Annotated in this window: 13 protein-coding genes; 9 read left to right on the top strand and 4 right to left on the bottom strand. The window is 70.4% G+C overall.

The genetic code is table 11. From position 1 onward, the window contains the following. Positions 1-25: 25 nt before the first annotated feature. Positions 26-673 carry a class I SAM-dependent methyltransferase gene (locus tag K0817_RS11920; protein WP_219981738.1) on the bottom strand — a complete coding sequence of 216 codons (648 nt, stop codon included), beginning with the start codon at positions 671-673 and terminating at the stop codon, positions 26-28. Positions 674-813: 140 nt separating this feature from the next. On the opposite strand from K0817_RS11920, the gene hflX reads away from it, so the two are divergent. After that, positions 814-2,331: a GTPase HflX gene (gene hflX / locus K0817_RS11915; protein WP_219981737.1), complete on the top strand. Its 1,518-nt coding sequence runs from the start codon at positions 814-816 to the stop codon at positions 2,329-2,331. A gap of 4 nt (positions 2,332-2,335) precedes the next feature. Here the strand turns inward: hflX and K0817_RS11910 are convergent, their stop codons facing one another. After that, the gene (locus K0817_RS11910; protein WP_219981736.1) at positions 2,336-4,273 is read right to left on the bottom strand and encodes a prolyl oligopeptidase family serine peptidase; all 1,938 of its coding nucleotides are present in this window, start codon (positions 4,271-4,273) and stop codon (positions 2,336-2,338) included. Positions 4,274-4,558: 285 nt separating this feature from the next. On the opposite strand from K0817_RS11910, the gene K0817_RS11905 reads away from it, so the two are divergent. After that, positions 4,559-5,518, top strand: a complete 960-nt coding sequence (locus K0817_RS11905; RefSeq protein ID WP_219981977.1) for a methylenetetrahydrofolate reductase — start codon at positions 4,559-4,561, stop codon at positions 5,516-5,518. Then, positions 5,515-7,869, top strand: a complete 2,355-nt coding sequence (gene metE / locus K0817_RS11900; protein ID WP_219981735.1) for a 5-methyltetrahydropteroyltriglutamate--homocysteine S-methyltransferase — start codon at positions 5,515-5,517, stop codon at positions 7,867-7,869. The genes K0817_RS11905 and metE overlap by 4 nt, the downstream gene beginning before the upstream one ends. Here metE and K0817_RS11895 read toward each other — a convergent pair. Then, on the bottom strand, positions 7,866-9,275 hold the full coding sequence (locus K0817_RS11895; protein WP_219981734.1) for a hypothetical protein: 1,410 nt from the start codon (positions 9,273-9,275) through the stop codon (positions 7,866-7,868). The two genes, metE and K0817_RS11895, sit on opposite strands and share 4 nt — an antisense overlap. Positions 9,276-9,345: 70 nt before the next feature. Then, on the bottom strand, positions 9,346-10,026 hold the full coding sequence (gene lexA / locus K0817_RS11890; protein WP_219981733.1) for a transcriptional repressor LexA: 681 nt from the start codon (positions 10,024-10,026) through the stop codon (positions 9,346-9,348). A gap of 262 nt (positions 10,027-10,288) precedes the next feature. On the opposite strand from lexA, the gene K0817_RS11885 reads away from it, so the two are divergent. From K0817_RS11885 to K0817_RS11860, 6 genes are read left to right on the top strand one after another with little or no spacing between them, the layout of a single operon-like run. After that, positions 10,289-10,684 carry a LysM peptidoglycan-binding domain-containing protein gene (locus tag K0817_RS11885; protein ID WP_219981732.1) on the top strand — a complete coding sequence of 132 codons (396 nt, stop codon included), beginning with the start codon at positions 10,289-10,291 and terminating at the stop codon, positions 10,682-10,684. 48 nt (positions 10,685-10,732) lie between these two features. Next, on the top strand, positions 10,733-11,827 hold the full coding sequence (locus K0817_RS11880; RefSeq protein ID WP_219981731.1) for a histidinol-phosphate transaminase: 1,095 nt from the start codon (positions 10,733-10,735) through the stop codon (positions 11,825-11,827). Further along, a complete protein-coding gene (gene hisB, locus K0817_RS11875; protein WP_219981730.1) occupies positions 11,824-12,432 on the top strand; it encodes an imidazoleglycerol-phosphate dehydratase HisB in 609 nt (202 codons plus the stop codon). Before K0817_RS11880 ends, hisB begins: the two co-directional genes overlap by 4 nt. Further along, positions 12,429-13,085: an imidazole glycerol phosphate synthase subunit HisH gene (gene hisH / locus K0817_RS11870; RefSeq protein ID WP_219981729.1), complete on the top strand. Its 657-nt coding sequence runs from the start codon at positions 12,429-12,431 to the stop codon at positions 13,083-13,085. Before hisB ends, hisH begins: the two co-directional genes overlap by 4 nt. Before the next feature lie 54 nt (positions 13,086-13,139). Beyond that, positions 13,140-13,886 (top strand): bifunctional 1-(5-phosphoribosyl)-5-((5-phosphoribosylamino)methylideneamino)imidazole-4-carboxamide isomerase/phosphoribosylanthranilate isomerase PriA, encoded by a 747-nt coding sequence (priA, locus tag K0817_RS11865; protein WP_219981728.1) that lies wholly within the window; start codon positions 13,140-13,142, stop codon positions 13,884-13,886. Next, positions 13,870-14,652, top strand: a complete 783-nt coding sequence (locus K0817_RS11860) for an SseB family protein (RefSeq protein ID WP_219981727.1) — start codon at positions 13,870-13,872, stop codon at positions 14,650-14,652. The genes priA and K0817_RS11860 overlap by 17 nt, the downstream gene beginning before the upstream one ends. Positions 14,653-14,715: the final 63 nt, after the last annotated feature.

The following is a 14,715-nucleotide window of genomic DNA, read 5'->3' as shown; positions in this document are numbered from 1 at the left end:
CACGATGATCGACGGGCGCGTTCGGTCAGACCTCGGGCAGGGCGATCGGCTCGCTCGGCGGTGACCCGTGGCGCCGCACCCGCAGCACCCGGAAGCCGCGACCGGTCGCCGCCCGGTGCACGCTGTACCCTCGGTCGAACGCCGCGGCCAGCCAGCGCTGGAGCGAGTCCGAACCGAGGTTGCGCTGGACGACGAGCCACGCGTCGGAGCGCTCGTCGAGGCGGGGGATCCAGCGCTCGAGCAGACCGTGAAGCTCGTGCTTGCCGACGCGGATCGGGGGATTCGAACGGATGCTGCGGAACCGCACGTCGTCGGGAACATCGTCGGGCAACAAGGCGTTGACATTGTCGAGCCCGAGAGACTCGGCGTTGCGACGAACGAGGTCGAGGGCCCGCTCGTTGACATCGACCGCCCAGACCGTCGCGTGCGGCGCATCCATGGCCAGGCTCAGAGCGATCGGTCCCCAGCCGCAGCCGAGGTCGAGCAGGTCGCCTCCGGGCGGCGGCGGAGGAGTGTTCGACAGGAGGACCTGGGTGCCCGTGTCGAGATGGTCGGGACTGAATACCCCGCCCGCAGTCGTCAGTTCGAGTTCTCGGCCCGCGAGCGTCACCCGGATGCGTCGCAGATTCTCGGGACTGGCGGGGGAAGCACTGAAGTAGTGGTCGCTCCCCATGGCTGACGAGCCTAGCGGAGGACGTTCCCAAGGGGGAGCGTCTCCCACCCGCTCCGAGACCGACTCCACTAAGCAGGACTAGAATTCACGGACGCCTCACCCGGCCGATCGGCCCGGGTGCGGCATCCTGAAAGGAACACATGACGGATACGACCACACCCCGAAGCGCGGACGAGACACTGGAGGACCCGGTGGATCGCGTGCTGGCGCGCGCCGATGCGCGCTCGGGGGTGCATGTCTTCGGCGGCGCGCAGGCTCTGCAAGACGTGGCGACGATCGGACGCACCGACACCGACGGCGACCAGTGGGACCGCGAGGAGCGGGCCGCGCTGCGGCGGGTACCCGGTCTGTCGACCGAGCTCGAGGACGTCACCGAGGTCGAGTACCGGCAGCTTCGGCTCGAGAACGTGGTGCTCGTCGGCGTGCACGCGCAGGGTGAGACCGAGGACGCCGAGAACTCGTTGCGCGAACTGGCCGCACTCGCCGAGACGGCCGGCGCCGTGGTCCTCGACGGCGTGCTTCAGCGTCGTCCGCATCCGGATCCGGCAACGTACGTCGGGCGTGGCAAGGCGGATGAGCTGCGCGACATCGTGGCGGCCGTCGGCGCCGACACCGTCATCGCCGACACCGAGCTCGCGCCCAGCCAGCGCCGCGCGCTCGAGGACGTCGTCAAGGTGAAGGTCATCGACCGCACCACCGTCATCCTCGACATCTTCAGCCAGCACGCCAAGAGCCGCGAGGGCAAGGCGCAGGTCGAGCTGGCACAGCTCGAATACCTCCTGCCGCGACTGCGCGGCTGGGGTGATTCGATGAGCCGTCAGGCCGGTGGCCAGGTGGGCGCCGGCGGCGCCGGCATGGGTTCGCGTGGTCCCGGTGAGACCAAGATCGAGCTGGATCGTCGCCGAATCCGTACCAAGATGGCACAGCTGCGGCGTCAGATCCGCGACTTCGCGCCGGCGCGAGAGGCCAAGCGAGCCGAGCGCAAGCGCAACACGATCCCGTCGGTCGCGATCGCCGGCTACACCAACGCCGGAAAGTCCAGTCTGCTCAACCGGCTCACCAGTGCCGGCGTGCTCGTCGAGAACGCGCTGTTCGCGACGCTGGATGCCACGGTGCGCCGCTCTGAGACGACCGACGGCCGCGTCTACACGCTGACCGACACCGTCGGGTTCGTGCGCAACCTCCCTCACCAGCTGGTCGAAGCGTTCCGCTCGACACTCGAGGAGGTCGCCGACTCGGACGTGATCCTGCACGTCGTGGACGCGTCGCATCCTGATCCTGCTGCCCAGCTGGCGACGGTGCGCGACGTGATCGGCGACGTCGGCGCACGTGATCTCCCCGAGCTCGTGGTCTTCAACAAGGCCGACCTCGTGGACGACGACACGCGGCTCGTGCTGCGCGGTCTCGAGCCGAAAGCCGTCTTCGCGTCTTCACGTACCGGTGAGGGCATCGACGAGCTGCGCGCGGCCATCGAGGCGGCGCTCCCACTCCCCGCCGTCGAGATTCATGCGCTCGTGCCGTACGACCGCGGCGACCTCGTCTCGGCGATCCACGAGCAGGGCATCATCCTGGCTCAGCAACACGAAGAAGGCGGGACCGCGGTGCACGCGCGCGTCGGCGAGCACCTCGCGTCGCGACTCGCGCCGTTCGCCCGCTGACGCTTCAGGGCTGATCGAGTTCGAGCGCCGGGACGCCCGGGGTTTCGAACCCGAAGATCTGCCCGAGGAATGCCAGTTCCGCCTCCAGCGTGCGGATCACGGTCTCGGCTCGCCGGAACCCGTGTCCCTCACCTTCGAAGGCGAGGTAGGCGTGCGGCACGCCATTGGCGGCGAGGGCGTCGCGCACGGCTTCGGACTGCGACGGCGGGACGACGAGGTCGTCGAGCCCCTGCTCGATGAGCAGCGGCGTGCGAAGCCGATCCAGGTGTGACAGCGGCGAACGCTCGATGTACACCGCCTCGGCCTCGGGCAGGGGGCCCACCAGCGCGTCGAGGTAGTTCGCCTCGAAGTCGTGGGTGTCGGCGGCGAGGCGCCGCAGGTCGGCGACGCCGTAGCGGCTGATACCAGCACCGAACGCTCCCGGGCGGCTGACCGCGCACAGGACGGTCCAGCCGCCGGCCGAGCCCCCCGCGATCGCGAGGCGGGATGGATCGGCCAGCCCGGCTTCGGCCAGTCCCTCGGCCGCGGCGATCACGTCGTCGACGTCCACGACGCCCCACTGACCGCGCAAGCGTTCGCGGTATGCGCGGCCGTAGCCGCTGGAGCCGCCGTAGTTCACATCGAGCACGCCGATCCCGCGGCTGGTGAAGTAGGCGATGCGACCGGATGCCGCGCCACCGACGTGGTCGGTGGGCCCGCCGTGCACGAACACCACGTAGGGGGGGCGCTCGCCCTCCGGTGCGGTCATGTGGGGATTCGTCGGCGGATAGTCGAAGGAATGCACGGGGCCGCGCGGCCCTGCCACGGTGATCGGTCGGGCGCGCGGCATCCATTCGGCACCCCACGGGGAGGATCCGCCCACGACCTGGCGGGCGGCCTCCGGCAGGTCGACGTCGACCTCCCACAGGCCGGCACCGGTGCCACCGGCTCCCGAGAGCAGGATCCGCGAACCACGCACATCCTCGATCGACATCCGTGTCACCGGTTCGACCGCGACCACGCGCTCGGCGCCGTCCGGGGCGATCACGACGAGCTCGTCGGAGCCCTCGGTGCGGACGGCGACGACGCGCCCGTCGTCCAGGACGCCGAACCATCGCGTGCCGAGCACCCACAGCGGCCCACCGGTGTCGGCGTCAGCTCGGGCGACCGGCTGCTCGGCTCGACCGCTCGACGGCCGGCGCCACAGGTTCCAACGGCCGGTCGGGTCGTCGCTGTAGAGCAGCTCTTCGTCGTCGAGCCACGCCGGCTGCAGGGGCGAACTCGATCCGCCCGCCACCGTCGACCACTCCTTGACGATGCCGTCCTCGAGGCGCCCGACCCGCAGTTCGGCGCGGTCCCACGCCATGTCGGGGTGGTTCCACGCGATCCACGCGAGGCGCGTGCCGTCGGGTGAGACCGCGGGGTGGGCGACGAAGTCGCTGCCGGCCACGACGGAGCGCACGGCGGCGGCATCCTGCGCTCCTCGTCCGTCCATCGGGATCTCGACGATGTCGCGTCGCGGGGCCGCGGCGGGCGCGTGCGCCTCGCGAACGGCCAGCAGCCGCCCGCTCTGCCAGGTGAGCCCGCCGAATCGGACATCACCGGCCGTCGGCGTCAGCGGCTTCGGCTGCTCCGCCGGATCCAGCCGCCACACGCGCTGGTCGGTCTTCTCGATGAAGAAGAGCACACCGTCGGGCGTCGCTGTCCACGAGCCGCCGCCGTACTCGTGTACACGGGAGCGCGCGTTCCAGGGTGCCTCGACGACGTCCTCGACGATTCCGGATGCCGTCATCCGGCGCACCGCGGTGCGCCCGGCTTCTGCAGGCACCGTCTCGCCCCACCACACCTGGTCGCCCACGAAACGCGCACCTTCCAGCCGAGGCGAGGCGGCCGCCACGTCGACGGCCTCGATCGGAGAGGGCCAGGAGCCGTAGGGGAGTGCGGGGCGGGAGTGCGCGGTCATTCCTCCACGGTACGGCGGAAGGGCATCGGGGTATCGCTCCCGGCGGTCTCGGCGCGGCGGACGCGCGAAACAGTACGACACAGGAACGAAGTGGGCCGTGCAGCGCCGCTACCGTGGACCAATCGTCGCCCGGCAGTCCGCAAGGACGCCCCGTTCATCGGGAACCGGGCAGGAGCGACAGCCGAGCCCGGCACCCGCCCGTGTGACACCGATCCGCCGATCCGACGGATGCCCGGTGCCACGGCCGCCCGGCCGCCGTCCGCCCCCGATCCCGAGAAGCACGACATGCCGATCGATCTGCGCACTCCGCCCGTGCCCGTCTCCTTCGAGGTGTACCCGCCTCGCTCCGAGTCCGGCTTCGCCGCGCTGCACGAGACCATTCGCCATCTGGCTTCCGTCGATCCGCGCTTCATCTCGGTCACGTACGGCGCCGGCGGTTCGACCGGTGGACGATCGCTCGCCCTGCTCACCCACATCCTCCGGCAGACGCACGTCGAGCCTTTGGCCCACCTGACTTGCGTCGGGAACACCTACGCCGGCGCCGGCGCCCTGATCAGGGAGTTCCTGGATGCCGGCATCACCAGCTTCCTCGCGCTTCGGGGTGACCCGCCTGCCGGGCTGTCGGAGGAGGATGCGTTCCTCGGAGACCTCGAGGGCGCGGCGCAGCTGGTGCAGCTGATCGACCGGATGCAGGCCGAGCGCGCGCCGTACACCGAGGCGCCGATCCCCGGCGTTCCCGGTGCGGTCCGCGTGGAACCGCGTCGTCGAGTCGATATCGCCGTCGCCGCGTTCCCCAACGGCCATCCCCGATCGCGCTACGCGTCCGAGGACCTGGACGCGCTCCTGGCGAAGCAGGCGGCGGGGGCGACCCTGGCCATCTCGCAGCTGTTCTTCCACGCCGACGACTACCTCTCGTTCGTGCAACGGGCCCGTGAGGCGGGTGTGACCATCCCGATCCTGCCGGGCATCATGCCCGTCACCGCACCGGCACGTCTGCGACGGGTGCTCGAGCTGACCGGCGAGCCGTTCCCCGCCGAACTGGCCATCGGGCTCGAGGTCGAGCCGACGCCGGAGGGACAGCGCGAGGTCGGCATCGCGTATGCCGCGCAACTGGCCCGCGACGTCGTCGCCGGAGGCGCGCCCGGAGTGCATCTGTACGCGTTCAACAGCCACGACACGGTGCTCGCGGTCCTCCGCGACGCTGGGATCCTCGACCACCCCCGCCAGAAGGAGGCCGCACGATGACCGACGCCCGCACACACTCCGACCCCCGACCCTCGTTCCCGCACGGGACGATCCTCGGGTACCCGCGGATCGGCCGACGGCGCGAGCTCAAGCGTGCTCTCGAGGCGTACTGGTCGGGTGCGCTCGATGCACCCTCGCTCGAGCACACCGTGGCCGGCCTGCGCCGCGCCACCCGCGAGCGTCTGGCGGAACTGGGGCTGGGGCGGCACGACTCGTCGATCCCCGACACGTTCTCGCTCTACGATCCGGTGCTGGACGCCGCGGTCACGGTGGGTGTTCTGCCGGAGCGGTTCGCCGGACTGCGCGCCGGCGACGGCGCGATCGGGCTCGACGCGTACTTCGCGGCGGCGCGCGGGGCCGGCCCGCACGCCCCGCTCGAGATGACCAAGTGGTTCGACACGAACTACCATTACCTCGTCCCCGAGATCGGCCCCGAGACGACCTTCGCGCTGTCGAGCGACCGCGTCGTGCGTCAGGTCGCTGAAGCACATGCCGACGACTACACCGTCCGGCCCGTCGTGGTCGGACCCGTCACCCTGCTGGCGCTGGCGAAGCCGACGGATGCCGCGGGCGAAGGCTTCGACCCGCTCAGCCGCCTCGACGACCTGCTGCCGGTGTACGTCGAGCTGCTCGCGTCGCTGCGTGCCGCAGGAGCGGCATGGGTGCAACTCGACGAGCCCGCACTGGTCAGCGAGAGCCTGCCCGCGACCCCGAGCGACCTGGCGGCCGCCGCCGAGCGCGCGTACGCCGTGCTCGGCGGCGCGACGGACCGCCCAGCCATCCTCGTGGCCGCTCCGTACGCGCAGCTGTCGGCGCAGGCATGGACAGCGCTCGCCGCCGCACCGGTCGAAGCCCTTGCCCTCGACCTCGTGCGCGGCGCCGTCCCAGCGGCCACGGCAGGCCTGCAGTCCAAGACGCTCGTCGGTGGCGTGATCGACGGACGCAACGTGTGGCGCGGAGATGTGGCGTCCGCGTGGCACACGCTCGCGTCGTTGCAGACCCTCGGCGCCGCCGCGGTCGCCGCGGGCACGTCGGCATCGCTGCAGCACGTGCCGCACGATGTCGAGGACGAACCCGACTTGGATCCGCGGTTGGCGTCGTGGCTCGCCTTCGCCGACCAGAAGACGGCGCAAGTGGTGACGCTGGCGAAAGGCTTGACCGAGGGGCGCGGGGCCATCGAGCGGCCGCTGGCGGAGGCATCCGCCGCCCTTGCCGACCGCCGCAGCGCGCCGGGTGTGCGCGACGGGCTCGTCCGCGGACGGGTCGAGTGCCTGACACCCGCCGACGCGGAGCGCGGCGACTACGAGGCACGTGTCGCCGCGCAGGAGGAGGCGCTCGGGCTTCCTGTCCTGCCGACGACCACGATCGGATCGTTCCCGCAGACCGACGGCATCCGCCGTGCGAGGGCGCGTCACGTCGCAGGTCAGTCCTCGACGGAGGATTACGAGCACTTCCTTCGGGACGAGATCGCGCGGGTTGTGGCGCTGCAGGAGGACATCGGCCTGGACGTGCTCGTGCACGGCGAGCCGGAGCGCAACGACATGGTGCAGTACTTCGCGGAGAATCTGGAGGGCTTCGCCGTCACCCGCAACGGCTGGGTGCAGTCCTACGGTTCACGCGCGACGCGTCCGTCGATCCTGTGGGGCGACGTGTCGCGCCCGGCGCCGATCACCGTCGGGTGGTCGACGTTCGCCCAGTCGCTCACCGACAAGCCGATGAAGGGCATGCTCACCGGGCCCGTGACCATCCTGGCGTGGTCGTACGTGCGCGACGATCAGCCCCTGCGGGAGACGGCCGACCAGGTCGCGTTGGCTCTGCGCGATGAGGTGGCGGACCTGGAACGGGCGGGAATCCGCGTGATCCAGGTCGATGAGCCCGCACTGCGAGAGCTGCTGCCCCTCAAGCGCGCCGACCAGCGGGAGTACCTGGAATGGTCGGTGCGCTCGTTCCGTCTCGCGACGGCCGGCGCTGCGCCCGCGACGCAGGTGCACACGCACCTGTGCTACTCCGAGTTCGACGTCGTGATCGATGCGATCGCGGCGCTCGATGCGGACGTCACGTCGATCGAGGCGGCGCGCAGCCGCGGCGAGGTGATCGGCGACATCGCGTCCTCCGGCTTCTCGCTCGCCGTAGGGCCCGGTGTCTGGGACATCCATTCGCCGCGTGTGCCGTCCGTCGGCGAGGTGACCGAGCTGCTCGAGCGCGCCGTCGCCGAACTGCCGTTGCGGCGGGTGTGGGTCAACCCCGACTGCGGCCTCAAGACGCGCGGATACACCGAGACCGTCGCATCCCTACGCCACCTCGTCCAGGCGACCCAGGCAGTACGCGCCGCCGCCGCCGCGCGGGTCTAAGCCTTCTCGGAGGCAGATGAAGGCGTGGAGGATGCCGGGGCCACATCGGCTGCGGCATCCTCCACCGGCACGTCCGCCGTCTCGGCGGCGACTCTCTCTCCGTCGCGGCGCTGGAGCAGCTCGAGGATCCAGGCCACCACGAAGGCCACGACGAACACCAGGACGATGTCGCCGACCGACAAGGGCCGGAGGGCGAACAGCCACACCACCGCGAGAACGGCGATGATCGTACGCACGAGGACCTTCTGGCGAGCGAGCCAGCCGCCGAAGCCGCCGGTGTCCACCCCGCGCGCGGCGAGCTGCCGCCGCGCCGCCGAGTTGAGACCGCTGACGGCCGCCCGTAGGCCGCGAGCGGCGCCCCAGCCGCCCATCACCCATCCCAGCACCGCGATGAAGACCCCCAGCAGCGCCAGCACGAGTGCCGTCTGCGTCATCCCGTCGACCAGGCGTCCGTAGATCACATCGAGCGCTGATGGTGACAGGCCGAGGTCACCGGCGGCGATCCCGACCGCTGTGGAGCCGATCCCGAGGCTCGCAGCCAGCGCACCGCCCCCGATCGCGAAGCCCAGGCCAGTGCCGAGGATCGCGGTGCTGCGGCGGCGGGCTACCAGAATGCCGAGCCCGAACAGACCCAGCGTCACAAACGGCAGCCACCAGCCGAGAGTCGCCGCTACCGCGTATCCGGCGCGGATCATGGCGAGGTTGTTCCCCTCGCCGAGGATGACCACGCGGTCGACCTCGGGGATCAGCTGTGCCGCGCCGAAGCCCCGGTCCAGGAGGTTCTGCTTGACGCGCTCGACGATCGCGCCGAGCTGGATCCCCACGCCGTCATCCGTGCGGACGACCAGCCCGCCGCCGTCGGAGGTGGCCGCGAGGGTCAGCGCACGGTGGGCGGCGCGTGTGGTTGTGCCCCACACGTCAGCGAAGGCCTCCGATTCGACGACCCGCGTGACCGTCGTGGCGACGAGGCTCTCAAGTCCGTTCGCCGCGGGAGCCTGCAGCAGCTGGAGGGCGTCGGCGGCACGGGGCGGCAGGCCGAGCTCTGCGATGCCGTCGAAGACGCGGGCCGTGACCTCGTCGAAGTCGACCTGAGCGGTGATCGCCTCCATCGACTCGTCGATGATCATGGCCTGAACGGCAGGATCGTCGACGAGCGGCGCGAGGGTGGCGACGAAGGCCTCTTCCTCGACGAGCTGCACGCGTGCCCACGCCCCCACGATGGACACCGGCACGAGGATCGCTGCGACGACGATGCAGATCGCCGACACCACGGCACGCCACCGTCCACCCGCCGGACGATCGCGAGTGGCGGACACCGCGGTCAGCCGGGCGTTCTCGGACTCGAGCTCTCGGATCCGTTCGGTGAGGATCTGCGTGTCTGACGTGGCGATGCCGCTGTCGGTCATGGCGTCATTCTGTCGGAAACGCGGCCCTCGCGACATCACCGAGGGGGAGCGGCAATCCGCGCGCGATGTGTCAGACGGCGCGCAGCACCGCGACGATCTTGCCCAGCACGGTGGCCTCGTCGCCGAGGATCGGCTCGAACGCCGAGTTCCGGGGGAGCAGCCAGGTGTGGCCGTCCCGCTGGCGGAAGGTCTTGACCGTCGCCTCGCCGTCGAGCATGGCGGCGACGATGTCGCCGTTCTCGGCCGTGGCTTGTGCGCGGGCGACCACCCAGTCGCCGTCGCAGATCGCGGCGTCGATCATGGACTCGCCCGATACCCGGAGCATGAACAGCTCGCCCTTGCCGACGAGCTGGCGGGGGAGCGGAAAGATCTCTTCGACCTGCTGATCGGCGGTGATCGGCACGCCCGCCGCGATCCGTCCCACCAGGGGGACCAACGCCGCGTCACCGACGGCGGGGCCACTGTCGGCCGGGCTCTCGGTCGCCGTTCCCGGCAGATCGATGAGGACCTCCATGGCGCGGGTCTTGCCGGCGTCGCGTCGCAGATAGCCGCTCAGCTCGAGCTGATTCAGCTGATGAGTGACGCTGGAGAGCGACTTGAGTCCGACCGCGTCGCCGATCTCGCGCATGCTCGGCGGATAGCCATGCCGCGCGATCGAGCGCTGGATGACCTCGAGGATCGCCATCTGCTTGTCGCTGAGGCTCTTCCGTCGCCGCGTCTGGGGTTTGTCCCGTCCGATCGCGTCGCTCATGTTCCGGCTCCCGTCTCGCACTCGGCCGCCGAGCGCAGTTTCTTCGAATGTCGGAGGCCCGTGGTGGGGTTCTCGTATCGAAACCGTATCCGCAATTCGTCCGCTTCCGCAGCACCTCTGCCGCGTGTCGCGTTCGATAGACCACGCACGATTTCGTCACTTGACATCCTACAAGCTCGAAGATAGCTTCGGAAGAGAGGTTCGCATCCGCCGCTCCCGGCCGAGTGGTGGATGCGAATCTCTCGCCACAGGAGGAGTAGAAATGACCGCGATCGGCATCTCGTCGCCCACTCTCCCGTCGCCGGCGCGCGCGGCGGACCACGCCGTTCGTCGTGCCACACGCATGCGGCTGACCGTGCGCGGTCGCCGCGTCATGGCCGCGCTGGCGGCGCTTCCCGCCGTTGTGGCGCTGAGCGTTGCTGTCATCGGCGGCGGAACGGCTCTGGCCACGCGCGACTCGGGCGCCCCTGCGGGCTCTTTCACGACCGTGAGTGTCGGGACCGGCGAGTCCCTCTGGTCGATCGCCGAGGAGGTCGCGCCCGGTCACGACCCGCGCGACGTCGTCGACGGGATCGTGCGTCTGAACGCGCTGGACGATGTGACGGTCCGCGTGGGTCAGAGCCTGTCGATCCCCGCGGAGTACGCGCCGTCGCGGTGAGATCGCCCTGCCGTCATGCGGCGCGACTGTCGAGGCGCCGCCCGTAGCATGGGAGAGGTGACTGCACGCCTCGAAGACCTTCCTCTGCGCCCCGACCTGGTCGGGCAGACGCCCTATGGCGCTCCACAAGCGCCGCTACCGGTGGCGCTGAACGTCAACGAGAACACGCATCCCGTGCCGCAGGAGGTCGCAGACGACATCCTCGACTCGATCGCGCTCGCACTCCGTGACGTCAACCGCTACCCCGACCGGGAGTTCACCGCTTTGCGCGAGGGCTTCGCCGACTATCTCGGGCATGGGCTCACGCGTGAGCAGCTCTGGGCCGCCAACGGATCGAACGAGGTGTTGCAGCATCTGCTGCAGGCGTTCGCGGGCCCGGGCAGGACCGCCTTCGGATTCGGCCCCACGTACTCGATGTACCCGCTGCTGACCCGCGGCACGGGCGCCACCTGGACCGCGGGCACGCGCGCCGCCGACTTCACGCTCGCACCCGACGATGCCGCGTCGCAGGTGAGCGAGGCGGCACCGGATGTCGTCTTCCTGTGCTCGCCCAACAACCCCACGGGCACACCGCTGGGGCTGGACGTCGTCGAAGCGGTGTACGAGGCCACTGACGGCATCGTGATCGTGGACGAGGCCTACCACGAGTTCGCGCCGCGAGACGAGCGTTCCGCGTTGACGCTGCTGGGCGGACGGGAACGTCTGGTGGTCTCGCGCACCATGAGCAAGGCCTTCGCCTTCGCCGGCGCCCGTGTCGGATACCTCGCGGCCGATCCCGCGTTGATCGACGCGCTGCGCCTGGTGCGGTTGCCCTACCACCTGAGCGCGCTCACCCAGGCGGCTGCGACGGCGGCTCTCCGCCACGCGCCGACGATGCTGGGGATGGTCGACGAGATCGTGGCCCAGCGGGACCGCATCTCGGCAACGGTGGAGGCCCTCGGCTACACGGCGCACGAATCGTGGTCGAACTTCGTCCTGTTCGGCGGGGTTGCGGATCCGACGCAGACGTGGAACTCCCTCTACGACGCGGGTGTCCTCATCCGGGACGTCGGCATCGCCCACCACCTGCGGGTCACAGCGGGTACCGAGGACGAGACGACGGCGTTCCTCGACGCCCTCGCGTCGGTAGGATCGGCCCCATGAGCGCAGCACAACGGACGGCGTCGTTGCGGCGCGCCACGAGCGAGTCCACCGTCGAGCTCGAGCTCGACCTCGACGGCACCGGTCGCAGTCGCATCGACACGACCGTACCGTTCTTCGACCACATGCTGACCGCGTTCGCGAAGCACTCGCTCACCGACCTGACGGTGCGCGCGTCGGGCGATACCGACATCGACGCCCACCACACGGTCGAAGACATCTCCATCGTGCTCGGGCAGGCCATCCGCGAGGCGCTCGGCGACAAAGCGGGCATCTCTCGGTACGGCGATGCCCTGGTGCCGCTGGACGAGGCACTCGCGCAGGCCGTCGTGGACATCAGCGGGCGCCCCTACTTGGTGCACGAGGGCGAGCCGGCCGGGTTCGAGCACCACCTCATCGGAGGGCACTTCACCGGATCGTTGGTGCGGCACACGTTCGAGGCGGTGGCCTTCAACGCGGCACTCACGGTTCACGTTCGCGTGCTGTCGGGCCGCGATCCGCACCACATCGCTGAGGCGCAGTACAAGGCGTTCGCTCGCGCGTTCCGGCAGGCCAAGGCGCTCGACCCGCTCGTGGACGGCATCCCGAGCACGAAGGGTGCACTGTGACGGAGGGCGTTCGGCCGCTCGTGGCCGTCCTCGACTACGGCTCCGGCAACGTCCACTCCGCTGTCAAGGCCCTCGTGGCCGCCGGCGCCGACGCTCGCCTCACCAGCGACCGGGCTCTCGTCCAGGAGGCCGACGGCCTCGTCGTGCCCGGGGTCGGTGCGTTCCGCGCCGTCGCCGAGGCGCTGCGCGCGAGCCGCGGGGACGAGCTCATCGAGCGACGTCTGGCGGGCGATCGCCCCGTCCTCGGCATCTGCGTCGGCATGCAGGTGTTCTTCGAGCGCGGCGTCGAACGGGGCGTCGACACCGAAGGACTCGGACAGTGGCCGGGTGTCGTCACCGAACTCGATGCGCCGGTCCTGCCGCACATGGGCTGGAACACCGTCGAGGCGGGCGCGGGCTCACGGCTGTTCCGCGGTCTCGAGCAGGAGCGGTTCTACTTCGTTCATTCCTTCGCGGTGCAGAACTGGCTGCTGGACGTTCAGCCGCCCTTCCCGCAGCCGGCGCTCACCTGGTGCACGTACGGCGTTCCTTTCCTCGCCGCCGTCGAGAACGGACCGCTGTCGGCGACGCAGTTCCACCCCGAGAAATCAGGGGCAGCCGGCATCCGGCTGCTCTCCAATTGGCTCGAAGGGCTCGGCGGGGCTACTCTCTGAGATCGTGCCGTCCGCGGGAGCGCATGCTCTCGTGACTGTCCCGCACGAGGAGCCATGAACGATTTCGCGTCCACCCCCAAGCTCGTCCTCCTGCCTGCCGTCGACGTCGCCGACGGCAAGGCGGTGCGCCTCACCCAGGGGGAGGCGGGCACCGAGACCAACTACGGCGATCCCGTCGACGCTGCGCTCGACTTCGCGCGTCAGGGTGCCGAATGGATCCACCTCGTCGATCTCGACGCGGCGTTCGGACGAGGCAGCAACACGAGCGTGCTGCGCAAGGTGATCAAGCAGGTGCGCGGCGTTCAGGTCGAGCTGTCCGGCGGCATCCGCGACGACCGCACGCTCGAGGCCGCCCTCGAGAGCGGCGCGGCCCGCATCAATCTCGGAACCGCGGCCCTCGAGAACCCCGAGTGGGCGGCGGATGTCATCGGGCGCTACGGCGACGTCATCGCGGTCGGGCTCGATGTGCGCGGCACCACGCTGGCCGCTCGCGGCTGGACTCGCGAGGGCGGTGATCTGTGGACGGTGCTGGCCCGGCTCGAGGCGGCGGGATGCAGCCGGTACGTGGTCACCGACGTCACGAAGGACGGCACGCTCAAAGGTCCGAACCTCGACCTGCTGCGCGAGCTGACCACGCGCACGCCGAAGCCGATCGTGGCGTCGGGCGGCGTGTCGAACCTGGACGACATCATCGCGCTGCGCGACCTCGTGCCGCTGGGCGTGGAGGGGGCGATCGTGGGCAAGGCCCTCTACGCCGGCGCGTTCACGCTCGCCGAGGCCCTGGATGTCGCCGGATACTGACCCGCACGCCGACTATTCCGCCGATTCGGCAGGAGTGCCCTGGGCGGGGCGCAGCTTCCACGCCAATCCGCATACCGCGGACGACGGCTCGGCCGATCCCGCGCTGCTCGCGGCGCTGACGGCCTTCCGGGACGGCGCGGGCAGTCAGCAGCAAGTCGTCGACGCCTACCGGACCGCGCGCCTGCTCATCCCGCTCATGGCGGCGAAGGGCGATGAGGGCGTCGGCGCGCACGGGCTGCCCGTCGACAAGACTCAGGAGTTGTCCATCGTGACCGTCGCGGCACCCGACGGTCGTCGTGTGCTTCCGGTGTTCACTTCGGTCGAGGCGATGGGACGGTGGGATGCCGCAGCGCGGCCGGTCCCGGCCGACGGGGTCCGCACGGCCCTGGCGGCGGCCGCCGACGAGACCGATCTCATCGTGATCGACCCGGGTTCTCCCACCGAGTTCGTCTTGCGGCGCCCCGCGGTCTGGGCGATCGGACAGGGGCATGACTGGGAGCCGAGCTTCTCGTCCCCGGACGTGGTCGCGGGTCTGAACGAGAGCGTCGGGGGAGAGCTGGCGGTGATAGATCTCTCGGTGGAGCCCGGTGATCCGGATGCGCGTCTGCGCGGACCGGAGCTGGTCGTCCGGCTGCAGCTGATCCACGGCCTCGAGCAGGAAGAGCTCGACGCCGTGCTGACGCGATTGGCCAGGCGCTGGGCGTCGGACGATCGCATTGCGGTGCTGGTCGATTCGCTTCAGGTCAAGCTCGTCCGGGCGAGCTGACAGCACGAACAGCGCCCGCCTCTTGTGGCCGGTGGCTTCGTAGGCGGATGATCGGCACGGCGG

It is taken from the genome of Microbacterium sp. HD4P20, assembly GCF_019449275.2.
In the GTDB taxonomy this organism is placed as follows: Bacteria; Actinomycetota; Actinomycetes; order Actinomycetales; family Microbacteriaceae; genus Microbacterium.
This window is presented reverse-complemented; position numbering and strand designations above follow the sequence as displayed.